Source organism: Achromobacter sp. HZ01 (genome assembly GCF_003267925.1).
Classification (GTDB): domain Bacteria; phylum Pseudomonadota; class Gammaproteobacteria; order Burkholderiales; family Burkholderiaceae_B; genus Achromobacter; species Achromobacter pulmonis_A.
This window is the reverse complement of the sequence record NZ_LWKV01000003.1, coordinates 501,862-521,552: the sequence shown is the minus strand read 5'-3', so window position 1 is coordinate 521,552 and position 19,691 is coordinate 501,862. Positions and strand designations below refer to the sequence as shown.

Sequence of the window (19,691 nt, the reverse complement as noted above, 5' to 3'; positions counted from 1 at the left end):
AACGCCGCCGCGATCACTGGCTATCGACGAGCCTGCTGCGCTTGACCATCGCCAGAATGGTTTCCGTCAACTCGTCCCGCGCCTGCGCTTCACTGAGGTCTCCGGCCACCGCCGCCTGAGACAGCGCCTCCGCCGCGCCCAACATCGCCCACAGGCTTGCCGGCGACACGCTCCGCGGCCCGGCAAAGGGTTCAAGGATTTTCTGGCACTTCTCGATGAACGCCTGCTGGTACTGGCGCTTGACGGCCGCCAATTCCGGCGAGCCGCTGAGGGCGGCCAGCACCTCCGGAATTTCACGGCCCTGGGTCAGCACGCAATCGACGTAGCTGCCGGCGATGACGCTGGCCTTGTCCTTCAACGTGGGCGTGCTGGCGGCGATGGCCGCGTCGATCACGGCCGTCTGACGCACATCGAAATCCTGGTAGAGCGCTGCCAGCAGTCCATTGCGGGTGCCGAAGTGGTCATAGACAACGGGCTTGGTGACACCCGCAACATCGGCCAGCCGTCCCAGGGTCAAGGCATCCGTGCCTTCGGCCCGGATCAACTGCCATGAAACATCGAGAAGCTGGCGCAGCCGCTCGTCCCTGGACAGGCGGCGACGGGGGGAGTCCTTGGAGGGGACAGGTTTTTTCAGGGGGCTTGACATCGCTATATACCAAAGGTAACTTACCATCCGTAAGTTACTTTCAGTATATTGGATCGCGGCCCGGCAGGCAACCGGGTGGCGTCCACAACCGGACCATGACCATGACCTCCAATACGCTTTCACTTCCACAGCCCGCCAGCCGCAAGGCATGGCTGGGGCTTCTGACCGTTCTCGCCCTGGTGTTGCTGGTGGCGATGGACGGCTCCGTCCTGTACCTCGCCATGCCGCGCATGACGGCCGCCATCTTGCCGACGGCGGACCAGGCGCTGTGGATTCTGGACATTTACGGCTTTGTTGTCGGCTCTCTGCTCATCGCCTTCGGCAACATCGGCGACCGCTATGGACGGTTGAAGCTGATGATGACGGGGGCCGTGATCTTCGGGCTGGGATCTCTGGGCGCGGCGCACTCCACGACGCCCGCCAGCATGATCGGCTTTCGCGCGCTGATGGGACTGGGCGGCGCCACGCTACTGCCGTCGGGGCTGGCCATCGTCAGCGCCTTGTTCCCCGACCCACGGCAGCGGGCGCAGGCCATCGGAATCTTTGCGGCCACATTCGCGGCGGGATTTGCCATCGGGCCGATCATCGGCGGGCTGCTGCTGCAGCGCTTCGACTGGGGCGTGGTGTTCCTGATCAACGTGCCGGTGGTACTGGCCTTCCTGCTGGTCGCGCCAGCGCTGCTGCGCGAAGTGCGCACCACCACCTCCGGCCGCATTGACGTGCCGAGCCTGTTGCTGTCCTTCGCAGGAATCCTGCTGTTCACCTACTCGATCAAGAGCGCGGCGGCCGCGGGCTTTACACCGGTGCAGTCCGTCGCAGGAATCGCGGGGCTGCTTGCCCTGGCGGCCTTCCTGGGCCGACAGACGAAGATCGCTTTTCCGCTGCTGGACCTGAGCTTGTTCAAGGACAGGATTTTCTCGATCGCCATCCTGACCGGGCTGTTGTCGCTGGTGGTCTGGTCGGCGGCAGGCTATCTGTCGGGCATCTATCTGCAGTCGGTGCTGGGCCACGAGGTCTTCACGGCGGCGCTGATGGCCTTGCCGGGCGCGGTGGTGCTTACGGCCACCTGCGTCGGAACCAGCCGCATCGTCGAGCGCATCGGGCGCAAGGCCGCCTTGGTGGGCACGCATTTCCTGATTGGCCTGGGCGTGTTCCTGCTGCTGTTCACCACGACCGAGGCCGGAGTCATCGCGTTCGTGGCTTCGACGGTGATTGCGGGTGTGGGCTATGGCCTGTCGTTCAGCCTCGTCGCCGAAATCGCCGTGTCGGCGGTGCCGAGCGAGCGCGCCGGGGCGGCGGGCTCCATCGCGGAAACCAGCAACGAGATCGGCAATGCCTTGGGCATCACCTTGCTGGGTTCATTGGCGGCGCTGGTGTTCCGGCTGTCCGGCCCGGGCGTGGCGGGAACATTGAACGAGACCTTGGGCCATCCCGGGATCACAGAAGCTGCCGCGATGCAGGCCAGGGAAGCCTTCCTCTCGGGGCTGCATCTGGCAGTCGGCGTGGGGGGCCTGCTGATGCTGCTGGTCGGACTGGCGGCCTGGGTGTGGTTGCCGCGCAAACTGCCGGAATAGAAGATAAACGCCGGGCTGGGCCCGGCGCTTTCGTGAGCGGCAGGACGAGGACGGAAAGCGTCAGCCTTCCTCGCCGCCCTTGCCCAGGCCCAGGTAGCTCTCGATGACCTTGGGGTCTCCGGCCAGCTCGCGCGCCGGACCGTGCAGGATGACTTCGCCGGTTTCCAGCACGTAGCCGTAGTCGGCCACCTGCAGCGCCGCGCGCGCGTTCTGCTCGACCAGCAGGATGGCCACGCCGGTTTCGCGCAGGCGCGCGATGATGTGGAAGATCTCGCGCACGATGCGCGGGGCCAGGCCCAGGCTGGGCTCGTCGAGCATCAGCAGATTGGGCTTGGCCATCAGCGCGCGGCCCACCGCCAGCATCTGGCGTTCGCCGCCGGACAGCGTGCCGGCCTGCTGCGTGCGCCGCTCGCGCAGCCGCGGGAACAGGTCGAAGACCTCGTTCAAGGTGTCGCGCCAGCCGCTTTCGCGGCTGCGGTAGCGGCGAAAGCCGCCCAGCAGCAGGTTGTCTTCCACCGACATGGTGCCGAACAGCTCGCGGCGCTCGGGCACCAGCGACATGCCGGCGGCCACGCGGCGCTCGACCTGCCAGCCCGACACGTCGGCGCCGGCGTACTGCACCGCGCCGGCCGCATGGCCGGTGTGGGGCAGCGAGCCCATGATGGCGTTGAGCATGGTGGACTTGCCGGCGCCGTTGGCGCCGATCACCGTGACGATGCTGCCGGCCGGCACCGTGAGCGAGGCGCCCACCAGCGCGCCGACCTTGCCGTAGCGGGCCGACAGCTGGCTGACTTCGAGGACGGGGGATTGCGTCGCGCTCATCACACGCCTCCTGCCGACACGGGCTTGGCCTGGTCCGACTCGGGCAGGTCGTCGTCGATCCCGCCCAGGTAGGCTTCCAGCACCGCAGGGTTCTTTTGCACGTCGGCCGGCACGCCTTCGGCCAGCTTGGTGCCGAAATCCATCACCACGAGGTGGTTGGTCAGGCGCATCACAAAATCCATATCGTGTTCGACGAGCAGAATGCTCATTCCCTCGGCGCGCAGCTGCTCCAGCACGCGGGCCAGGTCTTGCTTTTCCTTGTAGCGCAGGCCGGCGGCGGGTTCGTCCAGCAGCAGCAGCACCGGATCGGCGGCCAGGGCGCGCGCGATTTCGAGGATGCGTTGCTGGCCCAGCGCCAGGTTGCCCGCCTGCTCGTACAGGTATTCGCCCAGGCCGACGCGCTTGAGCTGTTCGGCGGCCTCGTGCAGCAGCTGGGCTTCGCGCGCGCGGTCCGAATGCAGCGCGCCGGCCAGCACGCCCACGTCGGAGCGCAGGTGCGCGCCCAGCGCCACGTTTTCCAGCACCGTCATGCCCGGCAGCAGCTGCACGTGCTGGAAGGTCCGGCCCACGCCCAGCTTGGCGATCTCGCGCGCCGAGCGGTTGTCGATGCGCTGGCCCATGAACGTGACCTTGCCGCGCGTGACCGGCAGCACGCCGCTGATCAGGTTGAACGTGGTGCTCTTGCCGGCGCCGTTCGGGCCGATCAGGCCCATGATCTCGCCGGAGCTGACCTTGAACGAAATATCGTTGACCGCGACCAGGCCGCCGAACTCCTTGCGGATGGCGTCGACTTCCAGCACCACCTGCCCGGCCTGCGGGCGCACCCGCGTCGGCAGGGCCGGCGCCTGCGCCGGCGGCGCCAGGTTGCGGCGCGAACCGTCGGCGCCGGTGAGGCTGTCCCACCAGCCGGCCAGGATCGGCCACAGGCCGTTGCGCGCGTACTGCAGCATCAGAATCAGCAGCACGCCGAAGACGATCATCTCGAAGTTGGCGTTGGTGTCCAGCAGCTTGGGCAGGAGGTTCTGCAGCTGGTCCTTCAGCACCAGGATGACGCTGGAGCCCAGCAGCGCGCCCCAGACGTAGCCCGCGCCGCCGACCACGGCCATGAACAGGTATTCGATGCCGTAGTTGATGCCGAAGGGGCTGGGACTGACCGCGCGCTGCATGTGGGCGTAGAGCCAGCCCGACACGCAGGCCAGCAGCGCGGCCCAGACGAAGATCACGATTTTGTAGGCGGCGGTGTTGACGCCCATGGACTCGGCCATGCCGGCCCCGCTCTTGAGCGCGCGGATGGCGCGGCCCGGGCGCGAGTTCAGCAGGTTGCGGGTGGCCCACAGCGCCAGCAGCACGAATATCCAGATCAGGTAATAGATATGGCGGCCGCTGGCCAGCGAGATGCCGAAAATGCTGATGGGCTCGATGCCGGCGATGCCGTCATGCTTGCCCAGCCAGTCGATGTTGCCGAACAGGAAATACAGCGACAGGCCCCAGGCGATGGTGCCCAGCGGCAGGTAGTGGCCCGACAGGCGCAGCGTGATGGCGCCCAGCAGATAGGCGACCACGGCGGTCAGGATCAGCCCGGCCGGCAGCGCCAGCCACGGCGACAGCTCGTACTGCGTGGTCAGGTAGGCGGTGGTGTAGGCGCCCAGGCCCACGAACGCCGCCTGGCCGAACGAGGTCAGGCCGCCGACGCCGGTCAGCAGCACCAGCCCCAGCACCACCAGGCTGGCCAGCCCGATGTAGTTCAGTTGCGTGACCCAGAATTCGGGCGTGGCCGACACCAGCGGCAGGCCCGCCAGGACGACGATGAAAACGGCAAGCAGGATACGGTTCATGACGCTTATTCCTCTTCGTCCGCGTGATGGGTGCTGAACGAACGCCAGACCAGAACCGGGATAATCAGGGTGAAGACGATCACTTCCTTGTAGGCGCTGGCCCAGAAGGAAGAGAAGGATTCCAGCACGCCCACCAGCAGCGAGCCCGCGGCCGCCACCGGATAGCTGGCGAGGCCGCCGATGATGGCGCCCACGAAGCCCTTCAGGCCGATCAGGAAGCCCGTGTCGTAATAGACGGTGGTGATGGGCGCGATCAGCATGCCGGACATGGCGCCGATGGCCACGGCCAGCGTGAAGGTCAGGCTGCCGGACATGGTGGTGCTGATGCCGACCAGGCGGGCGCCGCGGCGGTTGACCGCCGTGGCGCGCAGCGCGCGGCCGTAGAGCGTCTTGCCGAAGAACAGCCACAGTCCCACGATCAGGATCGCGCAGGTCGCGACCACGAACAGGCTTTGCGCGGACCACGTGGCGAAGCCCAGGTCGACCTGCCCGCTGACGAAGGCCGGGGTGCGCCAGCCTTCGGCGCCGAAGAACACCAGCGCCAGGCCGGTCAGCGCGAAGTGCACGGCCACGGAAACGATCAGCAGCACCAGCACGGTGGCTTCGGCCAGCGGCTGGTAGACGATGCGGTAGACCATCGGGCCCATCGGGATCACCAGCAGCAGCGTCAGCAGCATGTTCAGCCACAGCGAGTTGCCGGCGGCGGTGTAGGTCAGCGTCAGCCAAAGCAGCGCCAGCGGCAGGACCACGCAGGTCGCCACGGTCCTGGGCAGGCCGGCGGCGCTGCGGGTGCGCAGCGCGCGCAGCAGTTCGAGCACCAGGCAGACGGCGCCCAGCAGGGGCAGCAGGTACGCGGTGCCGGGCACCTTGCCGTCGACCAGCATGGCCAGGGTCAGGGCGCCGAACGCCACGAACTCGCCCTGGGGTATGAAAATGACGCGCGTGACGGCGAAGACCAGCACCAGGGCCATGCCCAGCAGGGCATAGATGGCGCCGTTGACCACTCCGTCTTGCAGCAGGATCAGCGCAATTGAGGAATCCATCTAACAACTACCTTTGGGTTCTGGGCGTTCCGCGGCATCCGGGACGCCGATACGACACACCGGCCGGAAAGGCCGGTGTGTGGCATTGCGCGGGGGCCGCGGGCGGCCCCCGTGGATCGGGCGATCCAGGGATTTACAGATCGGGCTGGTACACCCACTTGCCGCCCTGCACCTTGACGATGACGCGCGAACGCTCGTCAAAGCCGGCGTGGTCGGTCGGCGACATGTTGAACACGCCCTGCGAGGCGGCCAGGTCCTTCACGCCTTCCAGCGCGTCGCGCATGGCGGCGCGGAACTCCGGCGTGCCCGGCTTGGCGCCCGACTTCAGGGCCGTCGGCAGGGCCGCCACCACCAGCTGGCCGGCGTCCCACATGTGGCCGCCGAAGGTGTTGGTGGAACCGGCGCCGTTGGCCTTCTCGTAGGCTTCGACGTAGGCCAGGGCCGACTTCTTGACCGGGTTGCTGTCCGGCAGCTGCGCCGCCACCAGCAGCGGGCCGGCCGGCAGCAGCATGCCGTCGCAGTCCTTGCCGCAGACGCGCAGCACGTCGTTGTTGGCCGCGCCGTGGGTCTGGTAGATGGTGCCGCCGTAGTTGCGGGCCTTCAGTTCTTTTTGCGGCAGCGCCGAGGGCGTGCCGGCGCCGGCGATCAGGATGGCGTCGGGCTTGGCGCTGACCAGCTTGAGCACCTGGCCGGTGACGCTGGTGTCGGTGCGGCCGTATTTCTCGATGGCGACGATCTCGATGCCCTTGGCCTTGGCGGCCTTCTGCATCACGTCCAGCCAGCCGTCGCCGTAGGCGTCGGCAAAGCCGATGAAGCCCAGGGTCTTGACCTTGGACTTGGCCATCGCGTCGGCCAGGGCGCCGGCCATCAGCGCGTCGTTCTGCGGGGTCTTGAAGACCCAGCGGCGCTTCTCGTCCACGGGCTCGACGATCTTGGCGCTGGCGGCCACGCTGATCATCGGGACCTTGGCTTCGGCGGCCACGTCGACCATGGCCAGCGAGCCCGGCGTGACCGAGGTGCCGATCAGCACGTCGACCTTGTCGTCGGAAGCCAGCTTGCGCGAGTTCTTGACGGCTTGCGTCGTGTCGGTGGCGTCGTCGAGGACGATCCACTCGATCTTCTGGCCGGCCACTTCCTTGGGCAAGAGCGCCACGGTGTTGCGCTCGGGGATGCCCAGCGACGCGGCCGGGCCGGTGCTGGCGACCGTCACGCCTACCTTGACCTGCGCGCTCGCCAGCAGCGGCAGCGTCAGGGCGAGAGCGGCAGCCGCCGCGGACAAGCCGAAGTGCTTGCGCATATTTTTGTCTCCTGTGGTGGCTTGCGAGCGCCTCGGTCGAGGCTGGTGCGAGCCTAGTTAAAGTTATACAGAAAAAAATATTATAGGGTTAAAACAGTATCAGATGACTACGCGCAAATCCGGTAAATCCCTGATGTGCTACAAGAAGCGCTTTCAGCAAACGCATTCGTTAATGGCGAACTTGTACTAGAAAAGCCCGCGGCGCGTCAGTTGGGGGATTCCCTTGGACCATGCCCGGGCTTCAGCGCTCCAGCATCGGCCAGACCCGCTCCACCCGCCAGGCCACCCAGCCGGCCACCAGCGCCTTGGCCACGTCGCCCGGCAGGAACACCGCCACGGCCAGCGCCGCCTTGGCCAGTTCCATCTTGGTCACCACCGCCAGCCACGGCACGCCGAACGCATACACCACCAGAATGCCGCCGACCACGCAGGCCAGCACGTAGGCCGCCGCCTGCGCGGCGCCGCGGGCTCGCGCGGCCAGGCGCCGGGCCAGCCAGCCGGTCACGCAGGCGCCGGCCACCAGGCCCACCAGGAAGCCGCCGGTCGGCCCGAAGAACGCGCCCAGCCCGCCGCGCCCGCCCGGCAGCACCGGCAGGCCGATGGCCGCCAGCGCCAGATACAGCAGGCACGCCAGCGCGCCGCGCAACGGCCCCAGCATCGCGCCGGCCAGCATCGCGCCCAGCGTCTGCAAGGTGATCGGCACCGGAATGGCCGGCAGCGGGATGGGCGGGATCAGGCTGAGGACGACGATCAGCGCCGCGAACAGCGCGATCAGCACGGTGTTGCTGGATTTCATGGTGGTTCCTTGCTGGTGGATAAGGTCAGGCGCTGCGCGCGTCGATGGCCTCGGCGACTTCCTGGGCCCGTTTCAGGGTCAGCACGATCAGCGGCACGATCAGCGCGACAGGGTTGGCGCCCAGGCCGCGCGCGGCCTGGGCTTCGCGGATTTCCTGGAAATTGCGCCAGATCTCGGGCACGAAGCGCAAGGCCAGCGCCAGCGCCAGCGCGACCTTGCCGGCGTCGACCAGTCCGACGCGCTGCAGCGGCATCAGTACTTTTTCGCAGACGGCGATCAGGTCCGACGTGCGCGTCGCCAGCGTGACGGCCAGCGCCAGGCCCACCAGCGCGCCCACGCGCAGCAGCACCGCCAGCGCCGCCTCCCCGCCCTGGAACCACGCGGTGAAGCCGCCCACCGCCGCGAGCACCCAGACCAGCCCCCGCACCTGCCGCCAGACCGCGGCCGCCGCCACGCCGGTGGACCAGACCAGCACGGCCGCCGCCAGGCAGGCCAGCGCCAGCCAGCGCGGATCGCGCAGCAGGAACAGCCCCGCCCCCGCAAGCACCAGCGCCGCCAGCTTGAAACCGGCCGGCAGCCGGTGCAGCGCGGTGGCGCCGGGCACGTACAGCGGCTCCATCATGCGCAGTGCTCCCGATACCAGCGCAGCGCGGCGGCCGGCGCGTCGTCGGCCGCGATATTGCCGTCGCGCACGACCAGCACCCGGTCGAAATCCTCCAGCAGCTCCAGATCGTGGCTGACCACGATGGCGTCGTGCGGCAGCGCGCCGATGGCGTCGCGCACCCGGTTGCGGTTGCGCAGGTCCAGCTGGGTGGTGGGCTCGTCGAACACGATCAGGGCCGGCTCCATGACCAGCACCGCCGCCAGCGCCACCAGCTGGCGCTCGCCGCCGGACAGGGTGTGGCTGGTCCGGTCGGCCAGGTGCCCCACGCCCAGGCTGTCCAGCTGGGCCTCGATGCGGGCCTCGCGCTGGCGCCGGTCCGGCGCCAGCTGCTTCAGACCGAAGGCCAGGTCCTCGCGCACGATGGGGAATACGATCTGATTCTCGGGATTCTGGAACACGAACCCGACCTGCCGGCGCACCGCCTTCAGGTCGTGGCGGGTGTCCAGCCCGCCCACCCGCACGCTGCCCGCCGAGGGCAGCACCAGCCCGTTGACCAGTCGCGCCAGCGTGCTCTTGCCGGCGCCGTTGGGGCCGACGATGCCGATGCGGCGTTCGGCCAGCGTCGCGCTCACCCCGCGCAGCACTTCGGCCCGGGGCGTGGAAACAACCGCCTGGTCAAACTCGATTAACATGGGGCGGGATTATGCCCGAACCATTTCGGGCATCGGGACTCCAAGAGCTCATATGGACAAAGTACGCAAATCCGACGCCGAATGGCGCGCCCAGCTTTCCCCGGAAGAATACGTCGTCACCCGTGAAAAGGGTACCGAACGCGCGTTCACGGGGCGTTACTGGAATACGTTCACGCACGGCATCTACCGCTGCGTGGGCTGTGGCACGCCGCTGTTCGCGTCCGACACCAAATTCGACGCCGGCTGTGGCTGGCCCAGCTACTTCCAGCCGCTGGATCCGGCAAACGTGCGCGAAGAGCGCGACACCAGCCACGGCATGGTGCGCACCGAAGTGCTGTGCAACGTCTGCGACTCGCACCTGGGCCACGTCTTTCCCGACGGCCCCGAGCCCACCGGCCTGCGCTATTGCATCAATTCCCTGTCAATGACGTTCGAACCCGTAGACGACTGAATGAAGAAGTTCCTGTTCGACCTGTTTCCGCTGTTCCTTTTCTTCATCGCCTACCGGTACACGGACATCTTCATCGCCACCGGCGTGGCCATGGCCGCCGCAGTCGTCCAGATCGTCTGGCTCAAGGCCACCGGCCGCGCCACCGAGGCCATGCACTGGATCAACCTCACGGTCATCCTGGTGTTCGGCGGCGCCACGATCTGGCTGCACAGCGACGTCTTCATCAAATGGAAGCCCACGGTGCTGTACTGGCTGTTCGGCGGCGCGCTGCTGTTTGCGCGCCTGTTCTTCGGCCGCAACCTGATCCGCCGCCTGATGGAAAAGCAGATCCAGCTGCCCGACGCGGCCTGGGAGCGGCTGAACCTGGTGTGGGCCGCCTTCTTCCTGATCGCCGGCGCGCTCAATCTCTACGTGGCGTTTTCCGGCCAGTTCACGGAGTCGCAGTGGGTCAGCTTCAAGGCCTTCGGCCTGATGGGCCTGATGGTGGTCTTCGTGATCGGGCAGTCGATCTGGCTGGGCAAGCACATCCAGTCCGACGAACAGACGCCCTCCGGCCCCGACTCCCCGGCCGGCAAGCCCTGAACCGCCCTGCTCCGTCCGGCGCCCCGCGCGCCGGCGTCCATTCTTCCTCAGCCATGTCAGACACCACCGACCGCATCGCCCTGATCCGGGAACGGCTCGCCGTCCTGGAACCCGCCAGCCTGGAAATCATCGACGACTCCCATTTGCACGCCGGACACGAAGGCAGTAAAAACGGCGCCGGCCACTATCGCGTGATCATCGTAGCGCCTTGCTTCGCGGGGCTCTCGCCGGTCGCGCGGCATCGGCTGGTGTATCATCATTTGCAAGATTTGATCCCTTATCCGATTCATGCGCTTGCGCTAGATGCCCAGGCTCCCAAATAGAAAGCAAAGGATATTCATGAAACGCATCGTCATGCTGGCTGCGGCCTGCGTCATCGCCGTGCCGGCTATTGCCCAGAACGTGGCCACCGTCAATGGCAAGGCCATTTCGCAAAAGAGCCTGGATCAATTCGTCAAGCTGCTGGTCAGCCAGGGCGCGACCGATTCGCCGCAACTGCGCGAACAGGTCAAGCAGGAAATGATCAACCGCCAGATCTTCGTGCAGGCCGCCGAATCCAGCGGCATCGCCAAGCAGGCCGACGTCCAGACCGAGATCGAACTGGCCCGCCAGGGCATCCTGGTCCGCGCCCTGATGGCCGACTACCTGGCCAAGCATCCGGTCTCGGAAGCCAAGGTCAACGCCGAATACGAGAAGATCAAGAAGGAACAGGCCGGCAAGATGGAATACAAGGTCCGTCACATCCTCGTCGAAGACGAGAAGACGGCCAATGACCTGCTGGCCCAGATCAAGAGCAACAAGAGCAAGTTCAACGACCTGGCCAAGAAGAACTCCAAGGACCCCGGCAGCGCCGAAAAGGGCGGCGACCTGGGTTGGGCGCCCCCGACCAACTACGTCCAGCCGTTCGCGCAGGCCGTGACCCAGCTGAAGAAGGGCGAACTGGTCGACAAGCCGGTGCAGACCCAGTTCGGCTGGCACATCATCATGGTCGACGACACCCGCCCGGTGGAATTCCCGCCGCTGGACCAGGTGCGCACCCAACTGGAAGAAATGCTGCGCCAGCAAACCCTGGCCGACTACCAGAAGGAACTGCGCGAAAAGGCCAAGATCCAGTAGGATGGGTGGAGCGCGAGAGATTCTGCGCAAGAACTCGACCGCTCAACGCGCGTAACCCATCAGCCGGCGAAAGCCGGCTTTTTCTTTACAGCGAAGAACTCGTCATCGCCCGCACGAGGGGCGCGCGCCATATCTCGCCCTCCAGCACCGGCGAAGCGTGGCCGTATCGTCCGTCTACGCTGATCTGCACGACGTGGGCCGGATATGGCTCATGGCCCGCAACGCCCGGCGGAAACAGCGCGTCCGACCGGCAGCGCAGCCAATATACGGGCGTGACCGCATCGCGCAGCGCCGGGCGGGCATCATAGCGGCAGGCCGATGCCCTGAGAACCGCCATGGACCAGGGCGAAAAACGCGCCGCCCAGGCCGCGGCTTCGCCGTGGATGCGCTGCTCCATGCCAGACTCCCCCATATCGCGCAGCCATTGGGCATAGCCGTAGCGACGCAGGGTGGCGCAGCGCAGTTCGACCCATTCGTTCCACGCCTGCGGGTCGCCGGCATCCAGGGCGGCGGCAACCCGGCGCAGGCGCTGCACGTCCGCTTCGCTACCGCCGCCGCGCGGCGCCGACGCCATCGCGATCGCCCGGCCGACCGGCAAGGGCGGTCGCACCGCCCACTGGAACGCCTGGTACCCGCCATAGGAGTACCCGACCACGGCGTCCAGTCGCTCCACTCCCATCGCCCGCAGCCACATGCCCTGCAGGCGCACGCCGTCGGCGATCGAGATGTCGGGGAATTCGCGCGCCGCGCTCCCCTCGGGGCCGCTGCTGCCGAAGCAGGAGCCCAGCGCATTCGGCGCCAGCACGCAGATGTGACGCGTATCCAGCGCCTTGCCGGGTCCCAGCCACGCGGCGGCCCAGCCCGCGTCGGGATGCTGCGCCTGCCCGCCCGGCGCGCGCAGGGCCTGCTGGCTGCCGGATATGCCATGCAGCAACAGCACCACGGCGCGCGCCCGATCCGGCGGCGGGCCGAAGCGCGACCAGGCCAGCCTGACCGCAGCCAGGCTGGCGCCGCCGTCCAGCGGCAAGCCGGGAAATCGGGTTGTGCCGGCCTCGACCATCGGGGACTGCGGCGCATACTCCGGCACCGGGCGCTCCTAGAAGGGACGCTCGCCCATGACGGTCGTGCGGTAGATCGTGCGTCGCATGCTGGGAGGAAGCTGGCGCGTCGTCGCCTTGTGCATGACGCAGCGGTTGTCCCACATCACCACGTCGCCCGGCTCCCACTGCAGGGCGTACTGGTATTGTTCCTGCGTGCTGTGCGCGAACAGCCTGTCCAGCAATTCCTGGCTCTCGGCCTCGCCCCAGCCCGCCACCTCTGCGGTCATGCCAGGATGCACGAACAGCGCCTTGCGTCCCGTCTCGGGATGGGTGCGCACGATGGGATGCTCCACGTCCGGGGTCTGCGCCAGTTGGCCTGCGTCCATGGCGACGCGGGTTCCCTCGTCGGCCTTGGTGTTCCTGCGCCGGTAGCGGTGTATCGCCCGCAACCCGGCCAGCCGGGACTTCGTCGCCTCGTCCAGTTCCTCGTAGGCCCGGTACATATTGACGAACAGGGTATTGCCGCCTTCGGGCGGGATCACCTGGGCATTGAGGATGGTGGCCTTGGCCGGACACTCCCGGAAGGCGAAGTCCGAATGCCAATAGGAACCGCCGTCGGCGATCCCGGCCGGCACCCCGTTTTTCACTTCGTTGGACAGCACGAAGATCTCGGGATAGTCGGGATGGTTGTACTGGGCCAGCACGTGGATATCCAGTTCGCCCAGCCGGCGGCTGAATCGCAGCTGGCCTTCGGGCGAGAGGCGCTGGTCTTTGAAGACCAGCAACTGGTGGCGCAGGAACAGCGCGTTGACGGCCTCGAAGCCGCCGGCGTCCAGCGTTTCTAGGTCCACGCCCCGCACTTCGGCGCCGATCAAGTCGCTAAGAGGGTTTGCTTGCATGATGAAACTCCAGCGGAAGGCTTCAGGAAAGGCGGTGCACGCGCGCCTCGGTTTGCACCAGAGGCTCGGCGCCGTGCTCGCCGATCAGCACCGGGTATTCGAGCCGCATGCCGCCCACGCCGGGCCGGTACAGGTGCGTGCCCAGCGCCACCACCATGCCCGGCGTCACGACGTCGCGGCTGCGCAGGTTGATGAACGGCCTGGTTCGCGCGCAGGTTCCCAGTCCGTGGCCGAACAGCGGCAGCCCGAACTCGGCGAGGCCATGCTTTTCGAACACGGCGATCCCGCGGCTGGCGCACTCGGCGATCGGCCTGCCCGGCGTCAGCGAGCCCAGCATGGTCTGGACGGTTTCTTCCCAGCAGTCGATCAGCTTGGCCTGGGCCGCGTCGGGCTTGCCCAGGAAAACGGGCAAGGCGGTGTCGGCCATGTAGAGATCCATCAGCGGGTGCAGGTCCAGGATCACGAACTCGTTCGCCTGGATGGGGCGGTCGGTCGCCTGCTGCGTGACGCCCCGCAGAAAGCCGGTGCGTTCGCCCGCCCCCACTTCGGTGCCGCCGGTCACCGCCCATGACCAGGTGCTGCCGCGCCGCCGGATCGCGCGCTCGATCTCGCCAGCGACTTCATTCTCGGTGGCGCCTACGCGCACCGCGTTCATGCCCTGCTCGAATCCATAGTCCGACACCTCGGCCGCCAGACGCAGGCGCGCAATCTCCGGGGCGTCCTTGATCAGCATGACGTCGTCGATCACGTCCACGCCGTTCTCGAAGCGGATGTCGGGCAGGTGCGTGGACAGATCGAAATACTCCGCGGCGGTGAGCATGCCCGGCGCCACCTGCGCGGCCCCGGGATGTGCCAGGTCCAGCGCCACCTTGGCCCGGCTCAGACCGTGATGCTCCAGGCGCTGGCGGATCAGTTGCGGGAAGTCCGAAAACTCGAACTCGTACATATCCATCTCGTGCCCTTCAGCCCGCACGCGCGAGGCGTCCATGGCCCAGTAGATGAATTCGCAATGGCCGTCGGCGGTCACCAGCACGGCTCCCCGCCAGGGCATGAACGCGCCGCTCAGGTAGTGCAATGCGCCCTGGCGGGTACCCAGGTAGGCGTCGAAACCCAGTTCGCGCGCATGTTGGGCCACGCGCTTGCGACGCGCCGAAAAATCGATGGACTGCATGAATAGCTCCTCGTTTTGGGGTTCAGGAAACCGACGCGCCGGACGCCTTGACGACGGGCGCCCATTTCTTGGTTTCCTCGGCGGTAAAGCGGGCGAATTCGTCCGGCGTGCTGGCCACCGGCTCCGCCGCCTGCGACTTCAGCTGCTCGCGCACGCGCGGGTCGGCCAGCGCCTTGGCGATTTCCTGCTGCAGGCGGTTCACCACCGGCCGCGGCGTGCCGGCGGGAGCGAACACGCCTATCCACGACGTCATGGCGTATCCCGGCAGCGTTTCGGCGACCGTGGGGAGGTCGGGCGCGGCCGGCGAGCGTTCGGGGCCGGTGACCGCGATGGCGCGCAGCTTGCCGGACTTGATCAGGGGTTGGGCGATGACCAGGCTGTCGAAGGCCAGGTCCGCCTGTCCGCCGATCACGTCCGTCAGCGCGGGCAGGCTGCCCTTGTACGGAATGTGCTGCATCTTCACCCCGGCCATCTCGTTGAAGAGTTCGCCCGACATGTGCATGGACGTGCCGCTTCCGCCCGAGGCGCGGTTCAGCTTGCCGGGGTTGGCCTTGGCGTAGGCGATGAGATCGGCCACCGAACGGACCGGCAGATTGGGGTTCACCACCACGACCAGCGGATACGAAACCACCTGCGTCACCGCCACGAAGTCCTTCTGCGGCTGGAACGGCATGCTCTTGTAGAGCGTCTGGTTGATCGCGTTGGTGCCGATCGTGCCCATCAGGATGGTGTAGCCGTCCGGCGCGGCCTTGGCGACCGCGTCCGCGCCGATGTTGCCGCCGGCGCCCGGCTTGGCCTCGACGATGACGGACACGCCCATGCTCTGGGTCATGCGCTCGGCCAGCAGCCGCGTGACGATTTCGGTGGGTCCGCCCGCGGCGGCGGGCACCACGAAACGAATGGGTTTGCTGGGAAAAGCGTCTGCGGCAACCGCTGCCGAACCGGCCGCGGCGGCGACGGACGCCAATGCGAACGCGCCAAAGGCGCGCAATAGTCTCCTGCGCATGGCATTCCTCCAAAGGTTCGTGGGCGTGTCGCACCCATCTATTTAACGAACAATTGTTCGCTAAAACTCATTTTATGGGGAATGCGGCGAATGTCAAACTACAATCGAGACCTGACCAAAACACGATTGCCGACCACATGGACACGATCTTGGCGCCACCGAAAGAAAGGAAAGAGGAGTTTCTCGACAGCCTGGCCAACGGGCTGCAATTGCTGCAGATCTACGCCACCGGCGTGGCGAGCGTCACCGTCCAGGAAGCGGCGGAACACCTGTCCGTGACGCGGGCGGCGTCGCGCCGCATCCTGCTGACGCTGGAAAAGCTGGGTTATGTGCGCCAGGACGGCAGGAATTTCTCGCCCACCCCCAAGGTCATGGACCTGGGCTACGCCTATTTCGCGTCATTGAGCCTGCCGAAGCTGACCCGCGCGACCATGCAGGAGGTCGCACACAGCGCGGGGGAAACATGTTCGCTGGGCGTGCTGGACCGGCAGCACGTGGTGTTTCTTGCGCGCGAGGAAGCGCCCCGACTGCTCAAGCTGGACCTGTCGGTCGGCAGCAGGCTGCCCGCCTATGCGCACTCGCTGGGCCGGACGCTGCTGTCGACGCTGGACGACGAGCAACTGGACGAATACCTGGAAAGCGCCGACCTGAAACGGCTGACCCCGTACACGACCGTCTCGCGCAGCGCGCTGCGCAAGCTGATCCGGCAGGTGCGCCAGGACGGCTACTGCATTTCGGTGAGCGAACTGGTGGACGGCTTCGCCGGCGTCGCGGTCCCGCTCTACAACCACGAGGGCCGGGCGGTGGCCGGCCTGAGCATCAGCATGGTGCTGGGCTCCCGGTCGCCGGATGAACTGAAAGCCCATTACCTGCCGACGCTGCAGCGCGCGGCCGTCGCGATCCGCAACGCCATGCCGCGCAGCAGTATCTAACCGCCCATCCCCAGCAACGCCTTCAGCCCGTCCTCATCCAGCACCGCCACGCCCAGTTCCTGGGCCTTGGCGAGCTTGCTGCCGGCGTCCTCGCCGGCCACCACGTAGGCGGTCTTCTTGGACACGGAGCCGCTGACCTTGCCGCCGGCGGCCTGGATATGCATGGAGGCCTCTTCGCGCGTCCAGTTGGGCAGGGTGCCGGTCAGCACGAAAGTCTTGCCGGCCAGCGTGGTGCCTTGCGGCGCGGCCTCGGCCACGGGGTTCACGCCCTGGGCCTTCAACTGCCCGATCACGTCGCGGTTGTGCTGCTCGGCGAAGAAATGGCGGATCGAGGCCGCCACCACCGGGCCCACGTCGGGCACGGCGGACAGGGCTTCCTCATCGGCGTCCATGATGGCGTCGATGCTGCCGAAATGGCGCGCCACGTCGCGCGCCGTGGTTTCGCCCACGTGGCGAATGCCCAGCGCGAACAGCAGGCGCGACAGGCTCGGGGTGCGCGCCTTTTCGATGGCGGCGACCAGGTTGTCGGCGGACTTCTGGCCCATGCGGTCCAGCCCCACCAGTTCGAGCGGCCGCAGGCTGTACAGGTCGGCCAGGGTCTTGACCCGGCCGCTGTCGACCAGCTGGTCCACCAGTTTCTCGCCCAGGCCCTCGATGTCCAGCGCCTTGCGGCTGGCGGCGTGCCACAGGGTCTGCTTGCGCTGGGCGCCGCAGAACAGGCCGCCGGTGCAGCGCGCGATGGTCTCGCCTTCCAGGCGTTCGATGGCCGAGCCGCAGACCGGGCAGGCCGTGGGCATGGCGAATTCGCGGGCGTCGTCCGGGCGCTTGTCGAGCACCGGTCCCAGCACCTCGGGTATCACGTCGCCCGCGCGGCGCACGATGACCGTGTCGCCGATGCGCACGTCCTTGCGGCGGATTTCGTCTTCGTTGTGCAGCGTGGCGTTGGTGACGGTCACGCCGCCGACGAACACGGGCTTGAGGCGGGCGACCGGCGTGATGGCGCCGGTGCGGCCGACCTGGACCTCGATGTCCAGCAGCGTGGTGGTGGCTTCTTCGGCGGCGAACTTGTGCGCCAGCGCGAAGCGCGGCGCGCGCGCCACGAAGCCCAGCACTTTCTGCGCCGGCAGCGAATCGACCTTGTAGACCACGCCGTCGATGTCGTAGGGCAGCTCGGCGCGCAGCGCGCCGACCTTGGCGTAAAAGGCCATCAGGCCCTCCGCGCCGGTGGCGCGGTGGTTGTGCTTCACGTTGACCGGCAACCCCAGCGAGGCCAGCCAGTCCAGCATGGTGCCGTGGGACTTCTCGGGCAGCTGCGAGGTCTCGGCGGCGCCGGCCGAGGACTCGGCGAACAGGCCGCCCTGCGAGCCCGGCAGGCCATGCACCTCGCCCCAGCCGTAAGCGAAAAAGCGCAGCGGGCGCTTGGCGGTGATGCGCGGATCGAGCTGGCGCAGGCTGCCGGCGGCCGCGTTGCGCGGGTTGACGAATACTTTCTCGTCGCGCCTGGCCTGGGCTTCGTTGAGTTTGACGAAGTCGGCGCGGTTCATCAGCACCTCGCCGCGCACTTCCAGCACTTTCGGGGCGGGGCCCTTGAGCTGCAGCGGGATCGCCTTGATGGTGCGGATGTTGGAGGTGACGTCCTCGCCGGTCTGGCCGTCGCCGCGGGTGGCGGCCTGCACCAGGCGGCCGTCCTCGTAGCGCAGGCTGATGGCCAGCCCGTCGAGCTTGAGTTCGCAGAAATAATCGGCCTGCTGCGCCGGGCCGAGCAGGCCGGCGCCGCGCAGCGTGTCGGTCACGCGGCGGTCGAAGGCCAGCACGTCTTCCTCGTCGAAGGCATTGCCCAGCGACAGCATGGGCACCGCGTGGCGCACGGCGCCGAAGGCCGACACCGGCGCGGCCCCGACCCGCTGGGTGGGCGACTCGGGCGTGACCAGTTCGGGATGCTCGGCCTCCAGGGCCTGCAGTTCGCGCATCAGCCCGTCGTACTCGGCATCCGAGATGGAGGGCTCGTCGTAGACGTAGTAGCGGACGTTGTGCTGTTCGATTTCTGCGCGCAGGCGCGCGGCGGCCTGCGCCGCGCTTTCACCGGAAGAGCCTGTCTTCATTCAAGCAAAGACCCGTTGGGCGCGTTCGCTGCCGGCGGGCAGGCCCGCTTGCTCCAGCTGGCCGAACAGCACCTGCAGCCGTTCGTCGATGACCGTCTCGGAACCCTCGGCCAGCGGCTTGCCCTGGTCGTCGACCAGTTCGGCGCGCAGGCGCGCGGCCAGGTCGCGGCCCACGTCGACCATGCGGCCGAAGGCGCGGCTGTCGGCCGGGCTGCAGGGCACGTCGAGCAGCAGGTACAGGCGTTCGATGCCGCCCATGCCCGCGTCGAAGGCGGCGCCGTCGGCGCGGGCCAGCGTGAAGCGGGCCACGCCGTTCTCGGCCGGCCAGGCCAGGCGGTTGCCGTCCGGCACGAAGCCGATCTCGCGCGCCACGGCCAGCACTTCGGCGGCCGGCTGGGCCGTGCCCAGCAGCAGGGTCAGGCCGACCTGGGTGTCCAGCGCGGCGCAGGTATCGTCCAGGCGGGCGCCCTGCTCCAGCACGGCCTGCTGGTCGGGGCCTTCGATGGTGGCGTCGAAGCGTTCGGCCATGTCCTGGGCGCGGGCCCAGGCCTGCGACCACTCGATGGCCGTCAGCGGACCGCTGCGGTTGGCCAGCAGCACGGCCAGCTGCATCGAGGCATAGGATTCGTCGGCGTGGATGTGCGCGCGGTGGCGGCGCTGGTCGGTCTCGGCGAACACGCGCATGGGCTTGCGGCCCACGTGGCGCAGGCTCTGCATGTAGGGCAGCAGCTCGGCGCCGCGCACCGGTTCGGCGAAGTTGATTTCGATCACGACCTCGCAGGCGGGGTCCGGCTCGACCGTGTCGTCGGCGTCCGTGCCCGGATCGACCGGGGCCGGCTGGCCGGGCTGGGCGCGCGCGGGCTCGCCGCCCATGCCGGGTTCACGCCGCGCCGCGGCCGCGCCGCCCGCGGCGGCTCCCGCCCCCAGCAGGGGGTCCTGCTCGGAGGCCGGGAAATGGGTCTGCATCCTGCGCCGCACGCGCCGGTCCTGCCACCAGTTGAATCCCAGCACCAGCAGTATCAGCAGGACGCCCAGGGCAATCAGCCCGATCTGCAAATCACTCATGTATCAATCCCGCGCCGA

At 67.7% G+C, this 19,691-nt stretch carries 20 protein-coding genes; 6 read left to right on the top strand and 14 right to left on the bottom strand.

Annotated features, from left to right (window positions below; all coding sequences use genetic code 11):
* Positions 1 to 13 precede the first annotated feature (13 nt).
* Positions 14 to 646, bottom strand: coding sequence for a TetR/AcrR family transcriptional regulator (locus A6B37_RS18470; RefSeq protein WP_111826694.1), 633 nt, complete (start codon positions 644 to 646; stop codon positions 14 to 16).
* A 101-nt stretch (positions 647 to 747) separates the two neighbouring features.
* On the opposite strand from A6B37_RS18470, the gene A6B37_RS18465 reads away from it, so the two are divergent.
* Positions 748 to 2,220, top strand: coding sequence for an MFS transporter (locus A6B37_RS18465; RefSeq protein WP_246842513.1), 1,473 nt, complete (start codon positions 748 to 750; stop codon positions 2,218 to 2,220).
* A 60-nt stretch (positions 2,221 to 2,280) separates the two neighbouring features.
* Here the strand turns inward: A6B37_RS18465 and A6B37_RS18460 are convergent, their stop codons facing one another.
* The 7 genes from A6B37_RS18460 to A6B37_RS18430 form a co-directional block, all read right to left on the bottom strand.
* Positions 2,281 to 3,042, bottom strand: a complete 762-nt coding sequence (locus A6B37_RS18460; protein ID WP_102774381.1) for an ABC transporter ATP-binding protein — start codon at positions 3,040 to 3,042, stop codon at positions 2,281 to 2,283.
* Entirely contained in the window at positions 3,042 to 4,877 is a 1,836-nt protein-coding gene (locus tag A6B37_RS18455) for a branched-chain amino acid ABC transporter ATP-binding protein/permease (protein ID WP_111826569.1), read from the bottom strand. Before A6B37_RS18455 ends, A6B37_RS18460 begins: the two co-directional genes overlap by 1 nt.
* Positions 4,878 to 4,882: 5 nt before the next feature.
* Complete coding sequence (locus tag A6B37_RS18450; protein ID WP_102774379.1) at positions 4,883 to 5,920, bottom strand: branched-chain amino acid ABC transporter permease; 1,038 nt, start codon at positions 5,918 to 5,920, stop codon at positions 4,883 to 4,885.
* Positions 5,921 to 6,053: 133 nt separating this feature from the next.
* Positions 6,054 to 7,217, bottom strand: a complete 1,164-nt coding sequence (locus A6B37_RS18445) for an ABC transporter substrate-binding protein (RefSeq protein ID WP_102774378.1) — start codon at positions 7,215 to 7,217, stop codon at positions 6,054 to 6,056.
* Between the two features lie 241 nt (positions 7,218 to 7,458).
* Positions 7,459 to 8,013, bottom strand: a complete 555-nt coding sequence (locus A6B37_RS18440; RefSeq protein WP_111826568.1) for a biotin transporter BioY — start codon at positions 8,011 to 8,013, stop codon at positions 7,459 to 7,461.
* Positions 8,014 to 8,038: 25 nt separating this feature from the next.
* Complete coding sequence (locus tag A6B37_RS18435; RefSeq protein ID WP_111826567.1) at positions 8,039 to 8,635, bottom strand: energy-coupling factor transporter transmembrane protein EcfT; 597 nt, start codon at positions 8,633 to 8,635, stop codon at positions 8,039 to 8,041.
* Complete coding sequence (locus A6B37_RS18430; RefSeq protein ID WP_102774375.1) at positions 8,632 to 9,309, bottom strand: ABC transporter ATP-binding protein; 678 nt, start codon at positions 9,307 to 9,309, stop codon at positions 8,632 to 8,634. The genes A6B37_RS18435 and A6B37_RS18430 overlap by 4 nt, the downstream gene beginning before the upstream one ends.
* A gap of 52 nt (positions 9,310 to 9,361) precedes the next feature.
* Here A6B37_RS18430 and msrB point away from each other — a divergent pair, with 52 nt between their 5' ends.
* From msrB to A6B37_RS18410, 4 genes are read left to right on the top strand one after another with little or no spacing between them, the layout of a single operon-like run.
* Positions 9,362 to 9,760 carry a peptide-methionine (R)-S-oxide reductase MsrB gene (msrB, locus tag A6B37_RS18425; protein WP_102774374.1) on the top strand — a complete coding sequence of 133 codons (399 nt, stop codon included), beginning with the start codon at positions 9,362 to 9,364 and terminating at the stop codon, positions 9,758 to 9,760.
* Positions 9,761 to 10,342, top strand: coding sequence for a septation protein A (locus A6B37_RS18420; protein WP_102774373.1), 582 nt, complete (start codon positions 9,761 to 9,763; stop codon positions 10,340 to 10,342).
* Positions 10,343 to 10,395: 53 nt separating this feature from the next.
* A complete protein-coding gene (locus tag A6B37_RS18415; RefSeq protein WP_102774372.1) occupies positions 10,396 to 10,665 on the top strand; it encodes a BolA family protein in 270 nt (89 codons plus the stop codon).
* Between the two features lie 16 nt (positions 10,666 to 10,681).
* Positions 10,682 to 11,458: a peptidylprolyl isomerase gene (locus tag A6B37_RS18410; RefSeq protein WP_102774371.1), complete on the top strand. Its 777-nt coding sequence runs from the start codon at positions 10,682 to 10,684 to the stop codon at positions 11,456 to 11,458.
* Between the two features lie 85 nt (positions 11,459 to 11,543).
* Here the strand turns inward: A6B37_RS18410 and A6B37_RS18405 are convergent, their stop codons facing one another.
* The 4 genes from A6B37_RS18405 to A6B37_RS18390 are packed head-to-tail and all read right to left on the bottom strand — an operon-like array spanning position 11,544 to position 15,574.
* Positions 11,544 to 12,518: an alpha/beta fold hydrolase gene (locus tag A6B37_RS18405; RefSeq protein ID WP_111826566.1), complete on the bottom strand. Its 975-nt coding sequence runs from the start codon at positions 12,516 to 12,518 to the stop codon at positions 11,544 to 11,546.
* A gap of 36 nt (positions 12,519 to 12,554) precedes the next feature.
* Complete coding sequence (locus tag A6B37_RS18400; protein WP_246842512.1) at positions 12,555 to 13,397, bottom strand: TauD/TfdA family dioxygenase; 843 nt, start codon at positions 13,395 to 13,397, stop codon at positions 12,555 to 12,557.
* A 22-nt stretch (positions 13,398 to 13,419) separates the two neighbouring features.
* On the bottom strand, positions 13,420 to 14,568 hold the full coding sequence (locus tag A6B37_RS18395) for a Xaa-Pro peptidase family protein (protein ID WP_111826565.1): 1,149 nt from the start codon (positions 14,566 to 14,568) through the stop codon (positions 13,420 to 13,422).
* A gap of 22 nt (positions 14,569 to 14,590) precedes the next feature.
* The gene (locus A6B37_RS18390; protein WP_111826564.1) at positions 14,591 to 15,574 is read right to left on the bottom strand and encodes a tripartite tricarboxylate transporter substrate binding protein; all 984 of its coding nucleotides are present in this window, start codon (positions 15,572 to 15,574) and stop codon (positions 14,591 to 14,593) included.
* Positions 15,575 to 15,723: 149 nt separating this feature from the next.
* Here A6B37_RS18390 and A6B37_RS18385 point away from each other — a divergent pair, with 149 nt between their 5' ends.
* The gene (locus tag A6B37_RS18385; RefSeq protein WP_246842511.1) at positions 15,724 to 16,506 is read left to right on the top strand and encodes an IclR family transcriptional regulator C-terminal domain-containing protein; all 783 of its coding nucleotides are present in this window, start codon (positions 15,724 to 15,726) and stop codon (positions 16,504 to 16,506) included.
* Here A6B37_RS18385 and ligA read toward each other — a convergent pair.
* Together ligA and A6B37_RS18375 are read right to left on the bottom strand one after the other, a co-directional pair.
* Positions 16,503 to 18,608: an NAD-dependent DNA ligase LigA gene (gene ligA / locus A6B37_RS18380; protein ID WP_111826562.1), complete on the bottom strand. Its 2,106-nt coding sequence runs from the start codon at positions 18,606 to 18,608 to the stop codon at positions 16,503 to 16,505. The two genes, A6B37_RS18385 and ligA, sit on opposite strands and share 4 nt — an antisense overlap.
* A complete protein-coding gene (locus tag A6B37_RS18375) occupies positions 18,609 to 19,673 on the bottom strand; it encodes a cell division protein ZipA C-terminal FtsZ-binding domain-containing protein (protein WP_102774364.1) in 1,065 nt (354 codons plus the stop codon).
* Positions 19,674 to 19,691 lie beyond the last annotated feature (18 nt).

Excerpts from the sequence above, each read along its gene's own strand:
- A6B37_RS18470 (WP_111826694.1), bottom strand. The coding sequence starts at position 646 with ATGTCAAGCCCCCTGAAAAAACCTGTCCCCTCCAAGGACTCCCCCCGT.
- A6B37_RS18465 (WP_246842513.1), top strand. The coding sequence starts at position 748 with ATGACCTCCAATACGCTTTCACTTCCACAGCCCGCCAGCCGCAAGGCA.
- A6B37_RS18460 (WP_102774381.1), bottom strand. The coding sequence starts at position 3,042 with ATGAGCGCGACGCAATCCCCCGTCCTCGAAGTCAGCCAGCTGTCGGCC.
- A6B37_RS18455 (WP_111826569.1), bottom strand. The coding sequence starts at position 4,877 with ATGAACCGTATCCTGCTTGCCGTTTTCATCGTCGTCCTGGCGGGCCTG.
- A6B37_RS18450 (WP_102774379.1), bottom strand. The coding sequence starts at position 5,920 with ATGGATTCCTCAATTGCGCTGATCCTGCTGCAAGACGGAGTGGTCAAC.
- A6B37_RS18445 (WP_102774378.1), bottom strand. The coding sequence starts at position 7,217 with ATGCGCAAGCACTTCGGCTTGTCCGCGGCGGCTGCCGCTCTCGCCCTG.
- A6B37_RS18440 (WP_111826568.1), bottom strand. The coding sequence starts at position 8,013 with ATGAAATCCAGCAACACCGTGCTGATCGCGCTGTTCGCGGCGCTGATC.
- A6B37_RS18435 (WP_111826567.1), bottom strand. The coding sequence starts at position 8,635 with ATGATGGAGCCGCTGTACGTGCCCGGCGCCACCGCGCTGCACCGGCTG.
- A6B37_RS18430 (WP_102774375.1), bottom strand. The coding sequence starts at position 9,309 with ATGTTAATCGAGTTTGACCAGGCGGTTGTTTCCACGCCCCGGGCCGAA.
- msrB (WP_102774374.1), top strand. The coding sequence starts at position 9,362 with ATGGACAAAGTACGCAAATCCGACGCCGAATGGCGCGCCCAGCTTTCC.
- A6B37_RS18420 (WP_102774373.1), top strand. The coding sequence starts at position 9,761 with ATGAAGAAGTTCCTGTTCGACCTGTTTCCGCTGTTCCTTTTCTTCATC.
- A6B37_RS18415 (WP_102774372.1), top strand. The coding sequence starts at position 10,396 with ATGTCAGACACCACCGACCGCATCGCCCTGATCCGGGAACGGCTCGCC.
- A6B37_RS18410 (WP_102774371.1), top strand. The coding sequence starts at position 10,682 with ATGAAACGCATCGTCATGCTGGCTGCGGCCTGCGTCATCGCCGTGCCG.
- A6B37_RS18405 (WP_111826566.1), bottom strand. The coding sequence starts at position 12,518 with ATGGTCGAGGCCGGCACAACCCGATTTCCCGGCTTGCCGCTGGACGGC.
- A6B37_RS18400 (WP_246842512.1), bottom strand. The coding sequence starts at position 13,397 with ATGCAAGCAAACCCTCTTAGCGACTTGATCGGCGCCGAAGTGCGGGGC.
- A6B37_RS18395 (WP_111826565.1), bottom strand. The coding sequence starts at position 14,568 with ATGCAGTCCATCGATTTTTCGGCGCGTCGCAAGCGCGTGGCCCAACAT.
- A6B37_RS18390 (WP_111826564.1), bottom strand. The coding sequence starts at position 15,574 with ATGCGCAGGAGACTATTGCGCGCCTTTGGCGCGTTCGCATTGGCGTCC.
- ligA (WP_111826562.1), bottom strand. The coding sequence starts at position 18,608 with ATGAAGACAGGCTCTTCCGGTGAAAGCGCGGCGCAGGCCGCCGCGCGC.
- A6B37_RS18375 (WP_102774364.1), bottom strand. The coding sequence starts at position 19,673 with ATGAGTGATTTGCAGATCGGGCTGATTGCCCTGGGCGTCCTGCTGATA.